This is a genomic window from Arthrobacter sp. zg-Y40 (assembly GCF_020731535.1).
Lineage (GTDB): Bacteria > Actinomycetota > Actinomycetes > Actinomycetales > Micrococcaceae > Arthrobacter_B.
The window spans coordinates 280581-301239 of the sequence record NZ_JAJFZS010000011.1 but is presented as its reverse complement, the minus strand read 5'-3'; the positions used below and the strand labels follow the sequence as shown (position 1 = coordinate 301239).

The following is a 20659-nucleotide window of genomic DNA, read 5'->3' as shown; positions in this document are numbered from 1 at the left end:
CCGCCCCGGCGGACCGGGGCCGCGCCACCCCCCCCCCACCACCCCGCGCGGGGGGCGCCCCCCCGGGGCCCCCCCCCGCCGTCGTTCGCTGCGGTAGGTTTGTGCTGCCCTACCGGGTGACGACCACGTGCTCGTTGGGTACGCAGTGCGTCATGGTGAGGCCTTCAACGTTGCGGGGGCCGTTGTGGCCCAGGTTCTTCATCCGCTCGGTTTCTTCCTCGTTGAGCGTCTGGGTGGCCAGCGGGCCGAGATCCTTGATCTCGTCCAGGCTGATGCCGAGACCCTCGCCCACGCGGGCGCCCAGCTCGTCATCGGTCATGTAGAAGTGCCAGAGCATCCGCTCCTGAACTTCCCGGACAGCCTGGGAGATGTTGTCGACGAAGTTCTTCACCAGGTCGTCCTTCTCCCACTGCTCCATCAGCTGGTAGCGCTGACCGGCCTGCATGTAGTCGTTGGTGCGGGGCAGGCGGGCGCGGGTGAGGCGGCCTTCCAGCTCCGGACCGAGTTCGGACTGCGCCGGCTTGGGTGCTTCCTGCAGGCCGCCGGTGATGTTCGGCTCGTAGTTCACGTGCGGGTTCTGGCCCGGCGCAAGGTCAGTGCCGAAGGACATCTGCCCGCCGCGCTGGTTGGTGGCCACCCGGGCGTTCTTCGCGGAGTTCACCGGAAGCTGCAGGTAGTTCGGTCCCACGCGGTAGCGCTGGGTATCCGAGTAGCTGAAGGTGCGGCCCACCAGCATCTTGTCATCGGAGAACTCCAGGCCGTCCACCAGCACACCGGTGCCGAAAGCGATCTGCTCGCTTTCGTTGTGGTGGTCCGTGACGTTCCGGTTCAGGGTCATGGTGCCCACGTACTTGGGCTCGAACTCCTGCTCCGGCCAGGTCTTGGTGTCATCCAGCGGGTCGAAGTCCAGTTCCGGATGATCGTTGTCATCCATCAGCTGCACGTACAGGTCCCACTTGGGGTAGTCGCCGCGCTCAATGGCCTCGTAGAGGTCCTTGGACGCGTGGCCGAGGTCGTTGGCCTGGATGTTCGCGGCGTCTTCCTCGGTCAGGGACTTCACGCCCTGCTGCGGCAGCCAGTGGTACTTGACCAGCTTGGACTCGCCCTGTGCGTTGACCCAGCGGTAGGTGTTCACGCCAAAGCCCTGCATGTGGCGGTAATCTGCGGGGATGCCGCGCGGGCTGAAGAGGTTCACCAGCATGTGCATGGCCTCGGGGGTCTGCGACATGAAGTCGAAGATGCGGGCGGATTCCTGGCGGAAGGTGATGGGGTCCGGCTTCAGGGAGTGGATCACGTCCGGGAACTTGATGGCGTCGCGGATGAAGAAGACGCCCAGGTTGTTGCCCACCAGGTCCCAGTTGCCGTCTTCGGTGTAGAACTTGATCGCGAAGCCGCGCGGGTCACGGGCGGCCTCGGAGGAGTCACGGCCGCCGATCACCGAGGAGAACCGGATGGCGACGTCGGTCTTCTTGCCCGGCTCGGAGAAAAGCTTGGCGCGGGTGTACTTGGCAATGGGCTCGTCGCCCCACTTGCCGGAAGCCTCGAATTCGCCGTAGGCCACGAAGCCGCGGGCGTGCACAACACGCTCCGGGATGCGTTCCCGGTCGAAGTGGCTGATCTTCTCCAGAAGCTGGTAATTTTCCAGCGTGGCCGGGCCGCGGGCACCCACGGTGCGGGTGTTCTGGTTGTCGTAGACCGGGTGTCCCTGCCGGGTGGTCAGCGTCTTGGGGGCTTCGGCGTTGTTCTGGCCGTTGCCGGAATTCTGCGTTTCTGCGTCTGTCATCACGTGCTCTCTGAGTGTGAGGTCCATAGCTGGCTGACAATATCTACCCTTCCAACTCTCATGAAAACCGGAGCCTGAGTCAAGTTGATAAGCAGCCTGATAGTAGCGGCGGGAGGGCCGGGATTGGCACACTGTGCTCATGACTAGTGAAGAGCGGCCCCCGGTTGTTGAACTCAGTCCCGAGCAGAGTTGGAAGTACCTTGAGCACACGCAGCACGGCCGGTTGGCCCTGAGCGTGCTCAACGAGCCCGACATTTTCCCGATCAACTACTTCGCGCACGACGGCGTGATCACCATCCGCACGGCTCCGGGCACCAAGCTCGCCGAACTTACGGTGAATTCCCGTGTGGCGCTGGAAGCGGACGGCATCACCAGCGACCAGGCCTGGTCCGTCGTCGTCAGGGGAACCATCCGGGAACTGGAAACTTCCGAAGAGATCACTGCCGCGGATCAGCTGCCGCTGCAGCCCTGGGTGCGCACGGAGAAATACCGTTATGTGGAAATCACTCCGATCTCCGTGACCGGCCGGTTCTTCAACCTGGGCCCGGAGCCGGACCGGGGCTGATCCCCTACGCCGAAGCCAGCGTGCGGGCGTCCGGGATCCGTACGCCGGCGGCCGCCAGCCGGTCCGCCGTCTCCTGCGGGCCCACCTGCTCCCCCACCGTGCCGGCCTGCTCCAGCGGCACCACGGAATGGACCACCGAGTCCTCGTACAGGTGCACCATGTTGAAGGACTGCCCGGCATCCTGGCCGCGCGTTCCCGGCGTCACCAGGTCCTGCGCGTAACAGGTGGCCGAAGCCACGGACACCGGGATCCCGGCGAAGGTGCTGAAGGTCGAGTAGTGCAGGTGTCCTGCGATCACGGCGCGTACGTCGCTGCCGGCGATTACCGCGGCCAGCTCCTGCTGGTTGCGCAGCTCCACCAGCACGGACAGGTCCTGCACGCTGGGCACCGGTGGGTGGTGCATGGCCAAAATGGTGCCGTCCGGCGCGGGGGTATGCAGTTCCCGGCGCAGCCAGGCCAGTTGCTCCGCCGTCAGCTCCCCGTGGTGGTAGCCGGGCACGGAAGTGTCCAGGGTGATGACCCGCAGTCCGTCCAGGTGGTGCACCTGATCCACCGGGGTCATCTCCGGGGCTCCGTTCAACAGAACCTGCCGGAAGGCCGCCCGGTCATCGTGGTTGCCCATGGCCCAAATGACCCGGGCACCCATGCGTTCGGCAGCCGGGACGACGACGTCGCGCAGCCGGGCATAGGCTCCCGCCTCGCCTCGGTCGGCCAGGTCTCCGGTGAAAACGATTGCTTCAGGCTGCTGGCCGCTTTCCTCAAGCCGTGCAAAGAGCCTTTTCAGATTGGTGAGGCTGTCCACGGCTCCGTAGAGCCGGCGCTCCCCGGCCAGCAGATGCGTGTCACTGAGATGGAGGATGAAATGGCGGGGGCGGGGATGCTCAGCCCGGAGGAAATCCATCAGAACCTTCTGTGTCGGCAGCTTGCTGCGGCGTATCTCCTCCATAAAAGCAGACATGGCGACCGGGGGGTAAGCACCTCGGGCGTGTTTCGCGTCCTTTTACTCCGGGCCGAGTTGGTTGTTCTTCGCCCGGCTGCTCTGGCGCCCGGACGGAGGCGGCCGTAGGCTCGATGCAGGTTTGCACCGTTCTGTGACCGTTCTGTGACCGTTCTGTGAAGGGACTCCCATGAAACTCAGCCATATTCCCCTGCGGCTCGTCACCGGCGCGTACATCCTTAATTCCGGCCTGAGCAAACGCGGGCTGGACGCCGAAAGCGCTGCAGGACTGCAGCACATGGCGGCCAACGCCTTTCCGCAAGTGGAGGACATGGAGCCGGTGAAGTTCGGCAAGCTGCTGAGCAACGCCGAGATCTGCGTGGGACTCACCCTCCTCCTCCCGTTTGTCCCCAGCCGACTGGCCGGCTTGGTTCTGGGCGCATTCTCCGGCGGCATGGTCCGGATGTACCTCAAGACCCCCGGAATGACGGGAGAAGACGGCATCCGTCCCACAGCCGACGGAACGGCCTTGGCCAAGGACATCTGGATGGCCGGCATTGCCGCAGCCCTGGTCCTGGACCGCAAGAAGCCCAAGGTCAAGACCGTCAAGGTTCCCACTCCGGTAAAGGGGGCCGCCGTGATTGCCGGAGCCCAGGGCGCCAGCAAGGCCGCGAAGGCTGCGAAAAAGGCTGCCAAGGCGGGCGTGACCGCCAAGGCCGTGGCCAAGGCAGGCAAGGCAGCCAAGGCAGGTAAGACAGGTAAGACAGGTAAGGCAGCCAAGGATCACGCCGGCAAGAAGTAGCCCGTTTTCGAAGTAGCCGTTTTCACAACACCGGCATGGCCTCTCATGGCCAGGATCACCGCCGGATTGGCGGTACGTTAGTGTCATCAATCCTGGGGGGAACAGATGACGCAAAAGTATGTCGGCAAACATTCACTGCCAAATACGGCGGACGACCGGCGAAAACGGCAATACAACCCTGCGGGGCTCCTCGTCGGAGGCTTCCTGTTTGTGCTGGTGGGGACGCCCCTGGGTATCAGCAGTCTCGTCGACGGTTATACCGACCAGCACCTGATCGACACCGGTACCAAGGTGCAGGGAACCGTCACCGATATCAGGGAGAGCCGCAGCAAAAACGGTCGGCATGAACACGTGACGGTGACCTATAAAGCCGAGGGCGGGGAATGGACCGTGGAAGGTTCCCACTGGATGAAAACAGCCGGCTTCGAACCTACGCTCGAGGATTCCGAGCAAACCGTCTATTACGATCCAGAAGATCCTGCGAAGGCAGTGATCCTCGGCTGGGATACCACAATGCTGGACGGCTCCGCGGTAGCCGGCGGCATCGTGGGGGCAGGCGCCATCATGATGGGCATCAGTCTTTGGCGAATAAAGAAGATGCCTCTTCCCCCTGCCGCGGACCACAACAGCGCGCTCACCCGGTAGCCGGCGGCGAATGGCGGACGGGCGGTCCGGGCAACCCCGCTGCGCGGTCCGCCACGGCGTCCAGCAGCACCACCAGCGCATGTCCCCCGCGCCCGGCCGTATTGCTGGCGAACCGGTCCAGGGGAAAGGACACCGCGTGCAGTTCGGTCCCCTGCCCGGTGGAAACCAGCTCCACCTGCAGGATCAGCGTGATTGTGTTCTTCTGCCCGGTCCCCAACCATAGGGTCCGGCCGGTTTCGGCCAGCAGCCGGTACACGCGGTGGTCGGCGAGCGCCAGCTCCAGAAGCTGGCGGGCTTCGGAGTACGGCCGGTCCAGCAGTGCCCGGCTCCGGGCCACCCGGCCGCGGCCGGTCGCCGTGCTGTGGCGGCCTGTGCTTTCCACTTCCCGCCGTACGGCCAGCCAGCCCCAGAGGAGGACACCCCAGAGCACCACTTCGGCCAGCAGCAAAATGCCCTCAAGCGCGTATCCGTCCCCCTGTTGGGGTTTCAGGAGGAGCACAGCTACAAACATCCCCGCGATCAGGAGGTTGCCGGCCAACAGCCATCCCGGCAGCAACCGGTTGTCCTCCGCAAGCCGGCGGTCCTGCACATACCCCTGCGGATCAGCTTTCAGTAACTGGACCTGGCGGATGTTTCTCCGGACGGCCGCCATGGCAACCAAGGCTGCGGCAGTCACTTGTCCAGCTACCGTCCACGGACTGCTGTCCGCGTCCCACTGGCGGATGAGCAGGCCCACAAGGTAACCAACCACCGCAGCGGCAACCAGCACTGCGGGCACCAGCCATCCCTGTTTCCGTCTCCAAGACATGAGGGGCAAAGTAAGGAACGCAGCGGGAGCGGGCAAGCGTAGTGGCAGAATTTGGATATGCTCAGCGACCGCTATCCCATCCGGCAGGTCCGGGAACAGCCGTTGGAGCCACTGGACCGGAAGACCTGGCCGGCCACGCTGCCGCCGGTGGCCCAGTTGCTGCAGTCGGGATTGGACCTGGCCGCGGCCACCGTGCTGGTCGGTGACAACGGCAGCGGGAAATCCACGCTGGTTGAAGCCATTGCCCTGGCCTACGGCCTGTCCCCGGAAGGCGGGTCTACCGGTGCCATGCACACCAGCAGGCCCACGGAGTCCGCCCTCAGCGGGCATCTGCAGCTGGTGCGCAACCCCGGCGGCACCAAACGCGGTTATTTCCTGCGGGCCGAAACCATGCACGGCCTTTTCACCTATCAGGAGCAGAATCCCTCCACATCGCAGGCAGATGTTGAGTTCCATTCCCTCTCCCACGGGGAATCATTCCTCTCACTGGCCGTGGACCGGTTCCGGGGTCCCGGCCTGTGGGTTCTCGACGAGCCCGAGTCTGCGCTCTCCTTCTCTGGATGCCTGGCCCTGCTGGGCATCCTCAAGGACCTGGTTGCCGATGGACGCTCCCAAGTGCTGCTCTCAACCCACTCGCCTGTGCTCGCGGCACTTCCGGGCGCCCGGATCCTGGAGCTGGGGCCGTGGGGATACCGGGAGAAGGACTGGGAGGACCTGGACCTGGTCAGTGGCTGGAAGAGTTTCCTGGACGCCCCGGAACGGTACCTGCGCCGGCTGTGATCCGGCCCGGGCAGGCCGCCCTCCCCCGCTGCCTTGGAATATTTCGCGGATCCGGCCGTTGAAGTGTTCATGAGCACATTGGAGAGCACCCCTCGGATTCGGACCATCGGCTTCATCGGCAGCGGGAACATCGGTTCGCAGTTGGCGCGCTTGGCGGTCAAGCAGGGTTACGACGTCGTCCTGAGCAACGCGAGCGGCCCCGAAAAGCTGCAACCGCTCCTTATGGAACTGGGTGACCATGCCCGCGCGGCCACGCCGGCCGAAGCCGCTGCCGCCGGCGAACTTGTGGTGGTCACCATCCCGCTGAAGAGCTACCCGGACGTGCCCGTGGAGGAGCTGCGCGGCAAGACGGTTATCGACACCATGAACTACTACCCGCAGCGGGACGGGAACATCGCCGAGCTGGACAACGAGTCCACCACCACCAGCGAACTGCTGCAGAACCACCTGCCCGATTCACACGTGGTCAAGGCCTTCAACAACATCACTGCGGACCACCTCACCAGCCAGGGGACGTTGCCCGGAACGCCCAACCGCCGCGCGCTGCCCATTGCCGGCAACGACGCCCAGTCCAAGAAGCTGGTCACCTCGCTGATCAACGAGTTCGGTTTCGACGTCGTCAACGCCGGCCCGCTGTCCGAAGGCTGGCGCTGGCAGCGGGACACCCCGGCCTACGTTGCGGCGCTGGACGTCCCGGGCTTGGAAAAGGCGCTGGCCGAGGCCGTCCGCTACGCGGATATGCCCTAACACAGACGGACGCGCCCCGGCACCCCCTGCCGGCCAGCCCGGCCCGGATAACAAGGAAGCCTCCCGCCGGTACCGGCGGGAGGCTTCCTTCTTTAAAGAACGGCTACGGGATCAGCACCAGGCGGATCGGGTTGCCTTCCTTGGCGTCGAGGGCCTGAACGGCCTTCTCGGCGTCGGCCAGCGGAATGCGGCCGCTGACGGACTTGGCAAAGTCCAGCCGGCCAAGGCGGGCCAGGGACACCAGCTGCGGGACGTGGTGCGCCTCGGAGCCGTAGTGGCCGCGGACCTGCTTGCGGGCATAGGAGAACCCGGTGCTGTCATTGATGGTCATCGGCTTGCCGGACAGGCCCACCAGCACCAGGCGTCCGTCCCGGCCCAGGCAGTTGATGGCCTGGGCGCGCACGGCATCCACGCCGGCGAAGTCCAGGGCTACATCCAGGCCCTTGCCGCCCGTGGCGGCCTTCATGGACTCGGCGAAGTCTTCCGCCATGGGGTCCAGGGCGATGTCCGCACCGAATTCCAGGGCGCGTTCCCGGGCCTCGGGAAGGGGATCAACGGCAATGATGGGCGCCGCGCCAACCAGGCGCAGCAACTGGACGCCGTGGGCGCCGAGCCCGCCGATGCCCCACACACCCACGGCTTCACCGGCGCGGACATCTGCCGTGGAGGCAATGGCGCCCCAGGGGGTGGAGACGGCATCGGGAATGATCGAGGCCTGGTCGAAGGGGATGTCATCGCCCAGCGGAACCAGCACGCCGGCGGGAACAACCAGGTACTCGGCCCAGCCGCCGTCGTAATCCACGCCCATGGTGAGCGTGACGCCGTTATATTCGTAGCCGGCCTGAACCACTACGCGGTCACCAGGCGCCACGGACGCGACGCCCGCACCGGGCAGGTCCACCGTGCCGGCCACCTCATGCCCGAGCGTCACTTCGCTGCCCTTGAGGAACTGCGGACGCAGCAGGCCCTGGATCAGGTGGACGTCGGAGAGGCAGACGCCGGCCGCCCCCACCTTGATGCGGACAAAACCGGGGCCGGGCTCCGGGATCGGAACTTCCTGCATGGCGAAAGTGCCCGTTTCAACATTGAGACGTCCGGCAATCATGGTGCCGGTAGAAGTGCCGTTGGACATGGAAAACCTCTTTTACGCGGAAACTGCGGCGGCAGATGCACGCCGCGGTTCCCATTATCTGCCCGCGTAACAAATGCGCAAAAAGGCGGACGGGCGGTAGTCTGTCCGGCCACCGCCCGCCCGTTTTCCGCTGCCTTCCGTGGAAGGCCCGGCTACGCCTGCAGGATCACTTTCAGAGCGCCCGTCTCCGCAGCCCGGGAGAAGGTGTCATACGCCTGCATGATGTCGTGCAGCGGATACCGGTGGCTGATGAATTCCTCAGCCGGCAGTTTCCCCTCGGCCACCAGTTTCAGCAGCATAGGCAAGGTGTTGGTGTTCACCAGGCCCATGCTGATGTCGATGTTCTCGATCCACAGCCGTTCCAGGTCCAGGCTGACCGGTTTCCCGTGCACACCCACGTTGGCCACGTTCCCGCCGGGCCGGACAATGTTGGTGCACATCTCGAACGTGGTGGGGATGCCCACGGCCTCCACGGCAACGTCCACGCCCCAGCCGTCCGTTTGGGCCATGACCTGCTCGCGCCAATCCGCGTCCCCCGAGTTGACCCCGTGCGTAGCGCCGAACTTACGGGCCTGCTCCACCCGGTTGGCGTCCAGGTCCACCGCAATGACCTTGGCCGCCCCGTAGAGCCGGGCAGTGGATATGACCGCCAGGCCCACCGGCCCGGCCCCCACCACAGCCACCACATCACCGGGTTTGGTCTGCCCGTATTGCACCCCCATTTCGAAGCCGGTGGGGAAAATGTCGCTGAGCAGCACCCCATGCTCCTGGGAGACATTCTCCGGCAGGTGGTAGAGCGAGGTGTCCGCATACGGGGCCCGCACGTATTCGGCCTGGGTGCCGTCGATTAGGTGACCAAAGATCCAACCGATCCCGACGGAGCCTTCCTCGCCCAGGCAGTGCGAATACAGGCCGTCGCGGCAGAAGGAACAGGAACCGTCAGCGGACACGCAGGAGAGGATGACTTTGTCCCCCACCTTGAAGTTGGTGACGCCGCTGCCAATTTCAGTAACCGTTCCCACCCCTTCATGGCCCAGAATCCGGCCGGGCGTCACGGCCGGTACATCGCCCTTGAGGATGTGCAGGTCGGTGCCGCAGATGGTGGTGGCATCAATCTTGACAATTGCGTCCCGCGTCTCCTGGATCTGCGGATCGGGAACGTCCTTCCAGGACTTCTGCCCGGGGCCTTCGTAAACGAGTGCTTTCATAATGTCCTCGCCTGCCGCTCATCCGACCCTGTGCAGTGCCTGGAATGCGCCTGCACTTCGGGAGCTTCCCGGAGCGTGCCTGCCGTGCGGCAGACCGCCGTCGGATGTCTTCCAGCGTAGGTCCTGCGTGGGCGGGGGTGGAAGAAGCGGGGAGCTATACGCCGTCAACATACAGCCATTGCCCGCCCTCGCGGACAAAGCGGCTGAGCTCCTGCTGCGTGCCGCGTTCTCCGGCCTGCCGGTAGTGCGCCGCAAACTCCACGGTGCCCTCGGAGTCCAGGGGCCCGCCGCCGGAAACCGCAAGGATGTCCAGGCGCCGCCATTCCAGCTCCGGGTCCAGTTCCAGATGGGCCGGACGGTGGTCCGGGTGCCAAGTCGCCAGCAGGTAGGGCACGTTGCCGACGGCGAAGGCACTGTAGCGCGAACGCATCAGGGCTTCGGCGGTGGGGGCGGTTGCGGAGCCGGAGTGGAAGCGGCCGCAGCAGTTTCCATAGGTTTCGCCGCTCAGGCAGGGGCAGCGGGATTCGGCGGTGACGGGTGTATGGATACTCACCCCTCCAGTATCGCGGACGGCGGGGATACGACGGCGGGGATACGACGGCGGGGATACGACGGCGGGGATACGACGGCGGGGGGCTGCGGCGGGGGCGCTGCGGGGATACGCCGGCGGGGATACGCCGGCGGGGGTGCGGGCGCCCGGCGACTGCGCCCTAGCGGCCGAAGGCGTCCTGCAGCCGCTGCAGGTTCTGGCCGATCTCGCCGGGAATGGTTCCGCCGTCCGGCAGGGCACCCACGCGCCCGAGCATCAGGACCACCGCTGCGGTCAAGACCGCCATCACGACAACGGCAAGCAGTGCTCGGGCTGCGGCTGACGGCCGTTGGTCCGCCATCACCTGTACCTGCGGCATCCGAACCGCGGACACTGCGGGGGCAGCTGGGATACCGACAGTTGGCGGCACGGCGGGCGGAGAGGTCACAGGCAGCGGCGCGGAGGGGTGCTGTTCCCCCGCGGCGGCTGCCGGTACCCGATCGGAGCCCGGAGCCTGGTCCAAGGCCGGTACCGGGTCGGACGATACGGGCTCCGATGCCGGACTCGATCGCTGCCGGGCTGCGGGGGCGGGACCGGGCACGGGACCGGGACCGGTCACTGGACCGCCGGATGCCGGCAGGGCCTCGGCGCTGCGCCCGGGTGGGAATGTGCGGGCCTCGACGGTAGCGGGACCGTTCCAGAGTTCTTCGGAAATGGGCGACGGGCCGGAGCGCTCGGACTGCGTCCGCGCCGCCCCTTCCGCCCAGCGGTGATCCAGCAGTGCCGCGGAGACTTCCGCCGCCGTTGGCCGCAGGTCCGGGTCCCGGGTGGTCATGGCAGCCAGCAGTCCCCGCCAGTGACTGTCCAGGGACGCGGGAACCTCCGGATCCCGGCTCAGGCGGGCGACGGCGGATTCAATGGCGCTGCCGCTGAATTCCACCCGGCCGGTGACGCATTCCAGCAGGACCAGGCCCAGCGAGTAAATATCGCTGGGAGCCTCGGCCGCTACGCCGGATGCCTGTTCCGGGCTCAGGTAATTCGCAGTTCCCAGGGTGGCCCCGGCCGCGGTGATGCGGGCGCCGTCGATAATCCGGGCAATACCGAAATCGGTTAGCTTGGCCCGCAGCGCGGTCCCGGGGATGGCCGGCGGAAGCAGGACGTTAGCCGGTTTGACGTCGCGGTGCACCACGCCCCGGCTGTGGATGTAGGCCAGCGCACCGGCAAGTTCGGCGCCGATGTAGCCGACGTCTTGGTGGCGGATATCGGTTTCCCGCAACCGCTTGCGCAGGTCCGAACCCTCCACCAGTTCCATCACCAGATAAGTGCGCGGCTCGCCGGCTTCACCGTCATCACGCCCGGCGTCGTCCTTACCGGCGTCGAACAGGGTCACAAGCCCCGGGTGGGATAAGGAGGCGAGCAGCCGCATCTCGTTGTCCTGGCGGCCGACGTCATCTGCAGCGACGGCGCTGGCCCGGAAGAGCTTCACCGCAATGTCGCGGCCGAGCGCTTCGTCCAGGCCCCGGTAGACGGTGGCCATGCCGCCGTGGCCGATAGGTTCGATGAGTCGGTATCTGCCTGCAATGAGCCTGCCCAGGCCACCCGTTGCATTGGTTTCCATGCTGCAACCTTCTCTCGCCCTCCATATAGCGTAGCGGAGCAGATTCACGGCGTAGATGGCCCGTAGCGACTTTTTTTCTACTCAGTTTTACCCCTCGTGCAACCCCGGTTGCTGCGCTAAACTGGCCCGCCACCAATGAAGCGGCGGCGGGCCAGCGGAGTCCCGATCAGGTCGTCCCGGCGACGGGACCGGCCAGGACGGACTTCGGGAGGCGGTGGATGGTGACAGCACCGACCGCGGAGAAGGGGTGCAGCGGATCCGGTTCAGCGGAACCGGTGGGGCCGCCCAGCTGTGAATGGCCCACGGCGCTCATGACGGCATACGCATCGCCGCGGTCCCATCCGTGGTCAGAGACCAGGAAGTGGAACATATCCTCATAGCCGCGCCTAATGCTCTCCTGCACCGGATCGCCGAGTCCCACGAAGATCCATTCATCGGCGGTCTCCACCCGGGGAGCACGCAGGTTCAGGTCCCGGACCACGTCCACACTCACGACGGCGATACCTTCCGCCTCAATCGCCACGAAGGAGGACTCCCCTTCGGCCATGATGGCGTGGATATCACCGATGGACAGGTAGGCACCCTCCACCATCACGGGGAGGTAGACCGTCGACCCCGGCCGGCACTGCACCAAATCCATGTTTCCGCCCTGCGGGGTGGAGGGCATGATGGTGGAATTGCTGCCCTCCGCCGGTGCCGTGCCAATGCAGCCGATCATGGGCAGCGGCTCGAAGGTGTGCCGGTCCGTGACGTGCACCCCGTCGTCATCGATCGGGACACGCCGGGTGAACATCTCCTCGCCCATCACGTGCTGCAGGGCTCCTGAGCCCGGCAGGCTGACCGACCAGCCGCGGTCCTTCAAGCGGATGTCGTGGATGGTGACGGCCAGGGCATCGCCGGGCCGGGCGCCCTCCACATAGACGGGCCCGGTGACGGGGTTGATCCCGACCGTCAGTTTCTCCATGTCATGGAATTCATGGAGCTGGGCATACACCTCGTCGCTGGTCTCGAATCCGATAGTCTCGCCGGTGCCCGGAGTGATTTTCAGCGCCGGGCTGCCGGAGGCGGAAAACCCGAACCGGCCGTGTGTCTTATCCAGAAAGTGGTCCATGGGTTTATGCCTTTCCCGTGCCCGGAGCGGTTGCCGCGGGTGCGGAGTCGTCGTCGCTGGAAATTTCGGTTTTCCGGCCCGTGGCGCGGTAATAGAGGAACACGCCGGCGCCGATGAGGAGCCACACAAGCCCGCCGACCTTGGCTTCGATGTTCGCGTTGACCAATACGTAGCCGATGATGAGGAAACCAACCACGGGTACGGCCAGGTGCAGCAGGAAGTTACGGGACTTCTTCCGGATGAGGTAAAACACGATCACCGCCAGATGCAGGAGCATAAAGCCGAACAATGCCCCGAAGTTCACCAGCGAAGAAATCAGGTCGATCTGGCCTACGAAGAACAGGACCAGGACTGCTGAGATACCCGAGACGAGCAGGATGGCGTTCTGCGGCACCTGCCGCGAGTTAATGCGGCTCAACATGGCCGGCAGCTGACGGTCGCGGCTCATCGAGTAGAGGAGCCGGGACGTGGCTGCCTGGGCAGCCATGGCGTTAGCGATGCCCACCCCCACCACGTTGACGGCGAGGAAGGCGGTAGCCCATCCGCTGTTTGCGGCGGCCTCGACAATGGTGAAGAAGGCGTTTCCGGCTTCGTCATCCCCGAAGGTCTCCCGGCCGCCGGCCAGTGCGCTGGCCAGCCAGGTCTGCAGGATGAAGCAGGACGCCACGATGATCAGCGCCGCGATCATGGCCTTGCCCGCGCTGTTGCGGCTGCCGGTGGACTCTTCCGCCATGGTGGAGATGCCGTCAAACCCGAGGAAACTGAGCACGGCAATCGACAGGGCTGAGGCAATCAGCGGGCCCGACACAGTTTCCGGATTCCACATCGGGGCCCACGTGAGTTCCGCTCCGGGGACCGTTCCGCCGTTCAGTGCCGTGACCGCAATGACCACGAAAATGACGATGAACAGGAGTTCAACAGCCAGGAAGACCCGGTTCATCAGCTTGATCGAGCTGACACCGGCAAGATTGATGGCGGTATTGATGAGGACGAACACCACTGCCCAGATCCAGCGGGGGGTGTCCGGGAAGATGCCGACCATTGATTCGGCCGCAAAAACGTAGAGCAGAGTGGGTACCAGCAGGTAATCAAGCAGGATGGCCCACCCCGCGAAGAACCCGGCGGTGGGGTGGATTCCGCGGCCCACGTAGGAGAAGACCGAGCCGGCCAGCGGGATCGACTTCGCCATCTGCGCGTAGGCCAGTGCCGTGAAGATCATCGCAATGAGTCCGATGAGGTAAACGAGCGGGACCATGCCGCCGGACGCATTGTAGACCGTGCCGAAAATGGCCCACGGCGCGATGGGGAGCATAAAAATCAGGCCGTAAATGAGAAGGTCGGCCGTGGAAATGGAACGACGGAGCTCCTGCTTGTAACCCAGGGACTCTAGCTCCTGCTGGGCATCGCGCTCCGGAGAGGGTGCAGAACGGTTCATTGCATCGGACTTTCGGACTCGGTGGGGGCCGGCGGGGAGCCCGACCGAAATAGCGGCGGTCGGGTCCGGCGAAAATCATCATTGCCGAGGAAAGGTATCGAGACAAGACCAATCAGCCCATTAGGATGTTTGTTACGCGCCGACGCCGCTTCGTCCGAAGGCTGTTAGCGGCTGACCAGGAGGACTGCAATGACCGGTACCGTCAGCGGTCTGGACACGCCGCTTGAGAGCTCTTCCCGGGTGGACGAAATAGTGGACCGCCTGATCACCGCCATCGCCATCGGCGAGTACCTTCCCGGTTCCAAGCTGCCGGCTGAACGGGAACTGGCGTCCTCGCTGCAGGTTGGCCGGATGACGGTGCGCGCGGCCATCGCCCGGCTTGTGGAGCAGGGGCTGCTGCGGACCCAGCGCGGCCGGAACGGCGGATCCTTTGTCCGGGACGAAGGCCCGGATGCTTCCTCCGACCCGGCCGTCCGCCGGATCCTTTCCGGCCGGTGGGAAGCACTGCGGGATACCTGCGAAGCGGTGTCCCTGCTGCAGGGAACCATCTGCCGGGCAGCAGCGGAAAACCGGACGGCTGAGGATATCGCTGTGCTGAACGAGAGCCTGAACGCGTTCCGTGCAGCTGCCTCGGGCCTGGAGTCCCAGCGGGCGGACGGGCTGCTGCATCTGGCGGTCAGTGCCGCAGCCCACAATGCCACCCTGCAGTCCGTGCTCCAGGAGGTGGAGGCACGCGTCAGCATTGCTGCTCCGTCCCACGTGTGGGGGGATGCTGCGGGCATGCGGCACATGGAAGAACGGGCGCTCCGCGACCATGAGCTCCTCGTGTCCGCGATTACGGATCAGCGCTCCTCCGATGCCGAGCGGCTCGGACGCGAACACGCCCGGATTGACTTGGAGCTGCTCGAAAGTGCCCTGCACCGTTCGGCGTAGCCATGGTCCCGATTCCGGCCCGGGCGCCCAGTCCACAGAGTGAGATTGCTCTCGCTGGAACTACTGGTCCCGGTGCGGCTGACCGGACCGGGATGGATAAGTACTGAGGAAAATCCGCACCCTTAACCGTGCAGAAACGTAAAAAGCAGGGCGGGATTTCTCCCGCCCTGCTTTCGATTCACGCCGGCCCGTGAAACGGACCCGTAAGTCTAGTTAGACAGGCTGGATGTTGACGGCCTGCGGACCCTTGGGGCCCTGCTCGGTGTCGAAGCTAACCTTCTGGTTCTCTTCGAGAGACCGGTAGCCACTGGCGTTAATAGCGGAGTAGTGGGCGAAAACATCGGCGCTGCCATCATCGGGTTCGATGAAGCCAAAGCCCTTTTCAGCGTTGAACCATTTCACGGTACCTGTTGCCATTTTTAATCATCCTTCTAAACGAAACCAGCCCCGACCGTCGGGGAGTTTCATGCTGCGGTGTCCGTGGTGGCAAATTACAGAAAAAGCGGCTGGCCCTGGATCTGGGTTTCGCCGCTTGAACTTACATATTGCGCAACACCGCAACTGGTAAAAGTATACAACGGGGCCCCTGCCGAGTCACCCCTCCGGAAGCCCCTAGGGTGGAAGTATGGACTCCCCCATTGAGCACTACCTCCGCAGGATCCACGCTGAACTGGCCGGGCTGAAGGACGGCGCCCCGTACAGCGGCATACCCGCCATGGCCAAGGTGAACCCGAACAGCTTCGGGATTGCCCTGGCCACCGCGGACGGCTATGTCTACGAAGTGGGTGACACCCGCGAGGAATTCAGCATCCAGTCCATTTCCAAGCCCTTCACCTACGGTCTGGCCCTTTCGGACCTGGGCATGGACGCCGTGGACGAGAAAGTGGACGTGGAACCCTCCGGGGATTCATTCAACGAAATTTCCCTGGCAGAAGGAACCGGCAGGCCGGCCAACGCCATGATCAATGCCGGCGCCCTCACCGCCACTTCGCTGGTGAAAGGCTCCGGCGGCCGGACCCGCTTCAAGCGGATCCTGGACACATACTCCGCCTTCGCCGGCCGGGAGCTGTCCGTAAGCCAGCGCATCTACACGTCCGAACTGCGCACCGGTCACCGCAACACCGCCCTGGGCTACCTGCTGCGCTCCTTCGGCATCATCGAATCCGACCCGGCACCGATCATCAAGGACTACTTCCGTCAGTGCTCGGTCATGGTGAACGCCCGCGATCTGGCCCTGATGGCTGCCACCCTGGCCAACAGCGGCCGGCACCCGCTCTCCGGGGAAGAGGTCCTGGACCTCGTCTCGGTGGAACGCGTCCTGTCGGTGATGACCACGTGCGGCATGTACGACGACGCCGGCTCCTGGATCAGCAGCGTGGGGATGCCGGCCAAGTCCGGCGTGGCCGGCGGCATCCTGGCGGTCCTGCCGGGGCAGGTGGGCCTGGCCGTCTACTCCCCGCCCCTGGACGCCCACGGCAACAGCGTCCGCGGCGTGGCTGTCAGCCAGCGGCTGTCCCATGACCTGGGCCTGCACTTTGTCCGTGCTGCACGCACCGGCCGTTCGGCCATCCGCGCTGTGTATGACATCACGGCCACCCCCTCCGGCATCCGCCGCACGGACGAGGCCGCGGAGATCCTGGCCGGACACGGCCACCGCGTGCAGGTGATTGAACTCAACGGGGACCTGCTCTTTGCCGGTGCCGAGTCCATGGTGCGGGCACTGAGCGAACTGAACGACGACGTCGAGCTGGTGGTCGCCGATCTGCGCAGCGTAGACGAGGTGTCCGACGTCGCCATCCGGCTGATTGCCGAGGCCGAAGACATGCTGCGCCGGGACGGACGCGAACTGGCCCTGGTGGACATCGAAGGCTCGGTAACCGCTGCGCTCGAGGAGCTGGGCCGGGAAACAGCTTCCTTCACCACCCGCTCGGCCGCCATTGAATGGAGTGAGAACAAACTGCTGGAAGGTTACGGCACCGAACTGGTGCTGCCGGACAGCATAGAACCGGCGGACTCCCCCGCGCTCAGCCCCTTGGACGAGAATGACGCCCGGATGCTGCAGGACATGATGGAGGACCGCGAGTTCGACGACGGCGACGTGGTCCGGCGGGTAGGCCAGCGTTTTGGCGGAGTGTTCTTCATTGTCTCCGGGCACATCACCACGTCCATGCCCGGCCCCGACGGCAGCCGCGTGAAGCTGGCAACGCTGGGCCCCGGAATGACCTTCGGCGAAATGGCGATGGGTGAGGACAAGCGGCAGGAAACTACGGTCAAAGCTGCGGGGCCACTGAAACTGAAGGTGCTGACTGCCGAGGCCATTGAAGAACTGGCCGCGAAGGACCCAGTGCTGAGCATGAACCTGTGGAAGGCGCTGACCCAGGACGCGTACACGCGGGTGGAGCAGTACCTGCGCGAGGCTGCCGTGCGGATCCGGGACTGAGCCGTACCGGTCTCCGGGGGAAGGGGCGCGGTTCCGGTGTCCGGGACGACGGCAACGAACCCGGGCGGAGCCCCGGCCTGGAATATCGCCCGGTTAGTAAATCTGCTGACCCTTTGAAGTTCTGCTGCCCGTTTAAACCGGCAGCAGAAACCAAAACCGTCAGGAAAAACCCAACCCGGCAGCAGAACCTCCGGGCTCGGGAAAGGTGGGTGTCCTGGCCGGTGACGGCGCGTGGACACCGAGGGCGGCCATCAGCGGTTTCCACTCCACCGTCTGCACAATCCCGCTGCGGCCCACGGGAACCAGGGTGCCGCCGTCGGGCACCGGGGAAAGGGTCCGCGGTGCCGGTGCACCGCTCCCGCCGGCAGCCCGATGGCGGCACACCCCAGTCGCGGACAGCCCGCCCTTAGCACTGCAGCACCAGTCAGCGCGGCGTCGCCCCGCACTGCGGAACCGTAGTTAACGCAAAAGCAGGACGGGCGAACCCGTCCTGCTTTAGGCTGTTACGGCAGTGAAGCCGTTACAAAGTCTCTAAGAAATTAGAGGGCCTGGATGTTCGAGGCCTGCGGGCCCTTGGGGCCCTGCTCGGTGTCGAAGCTAACCTTCTGGTTCTCGTCCAGCGACTTGTAGCCGTTGGAGTTGATAGCGGAGTAGTGAGCGAAGACGTCGGCGCTGCCGTCGTCGGGCTCAATGAAGCCGAAGCCCTTTTCGGAGTTGAACCATTTCACGGTACCTGTAGCCATTTTAATATTCCTTCTGCATTGAAACGCATCCCGACTTTCGGGAGGTTTCAGTCGCGGTGTTCCTTTACCGCTTTTACAGAAAAGCAGCTAGACCGTTTGGTTTCGCCGCTTGAAATACAAAATGCGCAACACAACAACTGCGTTTCAGCCTACACGACCTTTGGGATAAGTCCAAACCGGGCCCTGATCACTGGCCCGGCAGCATCAGGTCCGCGGGTATCAAGTGACGGTTCGGCACCCTCCGCAGCAGCAGAGGATCGATACGCTGGCCCCGCCTAAGCACGGTGATGTCGCCCGTGGTTTCCAAGATGGCGACGGCCACTTCGTTGAGGTTCCGAACGCCCGCGGCCCGCAATTTGAAGTACAGCTCGTCCTCCAGGACGCGGGCTTTCTTCAGCCCGTCCTGGAGCACTTCGCTGCCGGCCATCAGCAGGATCGGGTTGCTGGACAGGAACCCGCTGTCCTTTTCCCGCACCCAACGTTCCAGCCGCAGCATGGCGAACAGGGTGGCCAGGCCAACAACGCCGGCCGCAAGGGTGGTGGTGTACCCCAGGACCACACGGCCAAGCAACGAGCCGAGGGCGATCACCACGGCCTTGTCCAGCGTTGACCAGGTTGCCAGCGCACGCAGGCCGAAGGCCCGGACCATAAGGTAGAAGGCCGCGTAGATACCTACGGCCCCCAGAACAACCCAAAGCGCTTCTACGGGGGTAATGCCGAGGCTATGCCACACGGCGCATCTCCTTATTCGCGGTATCCGCAGCGGTTCCTGAGATGCTAGCGCCGCGGCGGTGCCGCATATAAGGCGGCACCTGCCCTTACACCGCCGGAGCCCCCTATTGGCGAGGCGCTCCGTGATTACCCGCCGGTCAGCGAAAGACCGGTTCCCCCATATGCGCGGCAGCCAGCTCGCGCTGAGCAGGCGTCAGCCGCTGCAGGGCGCCGGTGGCACCGTCGACAAACGCCAGTGTTGTCTCTGCCCGCACACAGGGCTTTGACGTCACCGGATCGGAGATCACGTAGCCCAGAGTGATGCTCGCGCCCTTGAGCGCGCTGATCCAGACGTCGACGTCGGCCGGGATGTTCCGGTAGGTCAGCTCGGCTACGTACCGGATGCGGTGTTCAACCACCAGCGACTGCGTGCCGGCCGGGACATCCGTGAACAGCGGCACGGCCGGTGCGTTGCCCGGCCCGCCTGTGCCGCCGGGAGGACCGAAAGCGTGGACACGCGCCTCTTCGAGCATGCGCACTATTTGCACGTTGTTGATGTGGCCGTAGGCATCCATATCTCCCCATCGCATGGGCACGGAGCAGTGGATGGCGGCAGGTGCGGTGTGGGGGTTGGAGCTCATCCCCCATCTCTAGCACAGCGGGGCGCGCCTCCCGACGCAGCCGCAGCCGGGCATGCGAAAGGCGGGCAGGAAGAACCTGCCCGCCTTTCTTACGCTGCCTACGCGCTAACGGGCAGTGCTGCGGCTTCGGCCAACAGCTGGAAGGACCGCAGACGGCTTTCCAGGGTGGCGGTCTGCGTGGCGACGATCAGCTCGTCTGCCTGGGCGTGCCCGGTGAACCAGTCCAGGTAATCCCGTACTTCTTCGGGGTTGCCCACGGCGGAGTAACGGCCCATCTGCTTGACCTGCTGTCCGCCCGGGGACTGCAGGATGGCGTCCGCTTCCTCATCGGTGAAGGTGCGGTCGCGGCCGAAGAGCTGGGTTACCCGGCGGCGCTGGGAATCGGCAAACATCTGCTGCGCTTCTTCGCTGGTTTCCGCGGCCACCACGTTCACGCCGGCAATCACGTACGGCTCGGCCAGCTGGGCCGAGGGCTTGAAGTCGCGCCGGTAAATGGTGACGGCGTCCTGCAGCGCCTGCGGAGCGAAGTGCGAGGCGAAGGAGTACGGCAGGCCCAGGGCGGCGGCCAGCTTGGCGCCGAAGAGGGAGGACCCGAGGATGTACAGCGGCACGTTGGTGCCGGTGCCCGGCGTGGCGTGGATGCCCGGGATGAGGGTGTTGCCGGTCAGGTAACCCTGCAGTTCCTGGACGTCCTGCGGGAAGCTGTCCGATGACATGGGGTCCCGGCGCAGGGCGCGCATGGTCTTCTGGTCACTGCCCGGGGCGCGGCCCAGACCCAGGTCGATGCGGCCCGGGAACAGGGTTTCCAGGGTGCCGAACTGCTCGGCGATGGTCAGCGGCGCATGGTTGGGCAGCATCACGCCGCCGGCGCCGAGCCGGATGCTTTCGGTGTGCGCAGCGATGTAGCCGATCAGCACACTGGTGGCCGACGAGGCGATAGTGGGCATGTTGTGGTGCTCGGCGTACCAGATGCGGGTGTAACCCAGCTTTTCCGCTTCCCGGGCCAGTGCCAGCGAGGAAGCGAAGGAATCACGCGCGCTCTCGCCCTCATCGATGATGGCGAGATCGAGAATGGAGAGCGGGACAGTCAT

21 protein-coding genes are annotated in these 20659 nt (G+C 65.1%); 7 read left to right on the top strand and 14 right to left on the bottom strand.

Annotated features, from left to right (window positions below; genetic code table 11):
* Positions 1-109 precede the first annotated feature (109 nt).
* The gene (locus LJ754_RS12825) at positions 110-1783 is read right to left on the bottom strand and encodes a catalase (protein WP_227926893.1); all 1674 of its coding nucleotides are present in this window, start codon (positions 1781-1783) and stop codon (positions 110-112) included.
* A 139-nt stretch (positions 1784-1922) separates the two neighbouring features.
* Between LJ754_RS12825 and LJ754_RS12820 the strand changes: the two genes are divergently transcribed.
* Positions 1923-2348, top strand: a complete 426-nt coding sequence (locus LJ754_RS12820; protein WP_227914273.1) for a pyridoxamine 5'-phosphate oxidase family protein — start codon at positions 1923-1925, stop codon at positions 2346-2348.
* 4 nt (positions 2349-2352) lie between these two features.
* Here LJ754_RS12820 and LJ754_RS12815 read toward each other — a convergent pair whose 3' ends face one another.
* Positions 2353-3249 carry a phosphodiesterase gene (locus tag LJ754_RS12815; RefSeq protein WP_227914274.1) on the bottom strand — a complete coding sequence of 299 codons (897 nt, stop codon included), beginning with the start codon at positions 3247-3249 and terminating at the stop codon, positions 2353-2355.
* Between the two features lie 226 nt (positions 3250-3475).
* Between LJ754_RS12815 and LJ754_RS16970 the strand changes: the two genes are divergently transcribed.
* Together LJ754_RS16970 and LJ754_RS12805 are read left to right on the top strand one after the other, a co-directional pair.
* Positions 3476-4087, top strand: coding sequence for a hypothetical protein (locus LJ754_RS16970; protein ID WP_331461527.1), 612 nt, complete (start codon positions 3476-3478; stop codon positions 4085-4087).
* A gap of 105 nt (positions 4088-4192) precedes the next feature.
* On the top strand, positions 4193-4732 hold the full coding sequence (locus tag LJ754_RS12805) for a DUF3592 domain-containing protein (RefSeq protein WP_227926892.1): 540 nt from the start codon (positions 4193-4195) through the stop codon (positions 4730-4732).
* Here LJ754_RS12805 and LJ754_RS12800 read toward each other — a convergent pair.
* Positions 4722-5540, bottom strand: a complete 819-nt coding sequence (locus tag LJ754_RS12800) for a hypothetical protein (RefSeq protein ID WP_227926891.1) — start codon at positions 5538-5540, stop codon at positions 4722-4724. The two genes, LJ754_RS12805 and LJ754_RS12800, sit on opposite strands and share 11 nt — an antisense overlap.
* A 57-nt stretch (positions 5541-5597) precedes the next feature.
* On the opposite strand from LJ754_RS12800, the gene LJ754_RS12795 reads away from it, so the two are divergent.
* Together LJ754_RS12795 and LJ754_RS12790 are read left to right on the top strand one after the other, a co-directional pair.
* A complete protein-coding gene (locus LJ754_RS12795; protein WP_227926890.1) occupies positions 5598-6320 on the top strand; it encodes an AAA family ATPase in 723 nt (240 codons plus the stop codon).
* Positions 6321-6416: 96 nt separating this feature from the next.
* Positions 6417-7067, top strand: coding sequence for an NADPH-dependent F420 reductase (locus LJ754_RS12790; RefSeq protein WP_227914390.1), 651 nt, complete (start codon positions 6417-6419; stop codon positions 7065-7067).
* 103 nt (positions 7068-7170) lie between these two features.
* Here the strand turns inward: LJ754_RS12790 and LJ754_RS12785 are convergent, their stop codons facing one another.
* The 6 genes from LJ754_RS12785 to LJ754_RS12760 all read right to left on the bottom strand — a co-directional run bounded on the left by LJ754_RS12785 (position 7171) and on the right by LJ754_RS12760 (position 14100).
* On the bottom strand, positions 7171-8199 hold the full coding sequence (locus LJ754_RS12785; RefSeq protein WP_227926889.1) for a zinc-binding dehydrogenase: 1029 nt from the start codon (positions 8197-8199) through the stop codon (positions 7171-7173).
* Positions 8200-8351: 152 nt separating this feature from the next.
* Positions 8352-9407, bottom strand: coding sequence for a zinc-dependent alcohol dehydrogenase family protein (locus LJ754_RS12780; protein ID WP_227914284.1), 1056 nt, complete (start codon positions 9405-9407; stop codon positions 8352-8354).
* Positions 9408-9561: 154 nt separating this feature from the next.
* The gene (locus tag LJ754_RS12775) at positions 9562-9960 is read right to left on the bottom strand and encodes a YchJ family protein (protein WP_227914285.1); all 399 of its coding nucleotides are present in this window, start codon (positions 9958-9960) and stop codon (positions 9562-9564) included.
* Between the two features lie 157 nt (positions 9961-10117).
* Positions 10118-11554 (bottom strand): serine/threonine-protein kinase, encoded by a 1437-nt coding sequence (locus tag LJ754_RS12770; RefSeq protein ID WP_227926888.1) that lies wholly within the window; start codon positions 11552-11554, stop codon positions 10118-10120.
* A 166-nt stretch (positions 11555-11720) separates the two neighbouring features.
* Entirely contained in the window at positions 11721-12665 is a 945-nt protein-coding gene (locus LJ754_RS12765; RefSeq protein ID WP_227926887.1) for an acetamidase/formamidase family protein, read from the bottom strand.
* A 4-nt stretch (positions 12666-12669) separates the two neighbouring features.
* A complete protein-coding gene (locus LJ754_RS12760; RefSeq protein ID WP_227926886.1) occupies positions 12670-14100 on the bottom strand; it encodes an APC family permease in 1431 nt (476 codons plus the stop codon).
* 189 nt (positions 14101-14289) lie between these two features.
* Here LJ754_RS12760 and LJ754_RS12755 point away from each other — a divergent pair, with 189 nt between their 5' ends.
* The gene (locus LJ754_RS12755; RefSeq protein ID WP_227914290.1) at positions 14290-15033 is read left to right on the top strand and encodes a FadR/GntR family transcriptional regulator; all 744 of its coding nucleotides are present in this window, start codon (positions 14290-14292) and stop codon (positions 15031-15033) included.
* A gap of 213 nt (positions 15034-15246) precedes the next feature.
* On the opposite strand, the gene LJ754_RS12750 is transcribed toward LJ754_RS12755, so the two are convergent.
* Positions 15247-15450, bottom strand: a complete 204-nt coding sequence (locus tag LJ754_RS12750) for a cold-shock protein (protein WP_191809052.1) — start codon at positions 15448-15450, stop codon at positions 15247-15249.
* Between the two features lie 208 nt (positions 15451-15658).
* On the opposite strand from LJ754_RS12750, the gene glsA reads away from it, so the two are divergent.
* Positions 15659-17473, top strand: a complete 1815-nt coding sequence (gene glsA / locus LJ754_RS12745) for a glutaminase A (protein WP_227914291.1) — start codon at positions 15659-15661, stop codon at positions 17471-17473.
* Between the two features lie 539 nt (positions 17474-18012).
* On the opposite strand, the gene LJ754_RS12740 is transcribed toward glsA, so the two are convergent.
* The 4 genes from LJ754_RS12740 to LJ754_RS12725 form a co-directional block, all read right to left on the bottom strand.
* On the bottom strand, positions 18013-18216 hold the full coding sequence (locus LJ754_RS12740; protein ID WP_146362594.1) for a cold-shock protein: 204 nt from the start codon (positions 18214-18216) through the stop codon (positions 18013-18015).
* Positions 18217-18403: 187 nt separating this feature from the next.
* The gene (locus tag LJ754_RS12735; protein WP_227926885.1) at positions 18404-18949 is read right to left on the bottom strand and encodes a DUF421 domain-containing protein; all 546 of its coding nucleotides are present in this window, start codon (positions 18947-18949) and stop codon (positions 18404-18406) included.
* A 136-nt stretch (positions 18950-19085) separates the two neighbouring features.
* A complete protein-coding gene (locus tag LJ754_RS12730; RefSeq protein ID WP_227926884.1) occupies positions 19086-19568 on the bottom strand; it encodes an acyl-CoA thioesterase in 483 nt (160 codons plus the stop codon).
* A 98-nt stretch (positions 19569-19666) separates the two neighbouring features.
* Positions 19667-20659, bottom strand: coding sequence for an LLM class flavin-dependent oxidoreductase (locus LJ754_RS12725; protein ID WP_227914296.1), 993 nt, complete (start codon positions 20657-20659; stop codon positions 19667-19669).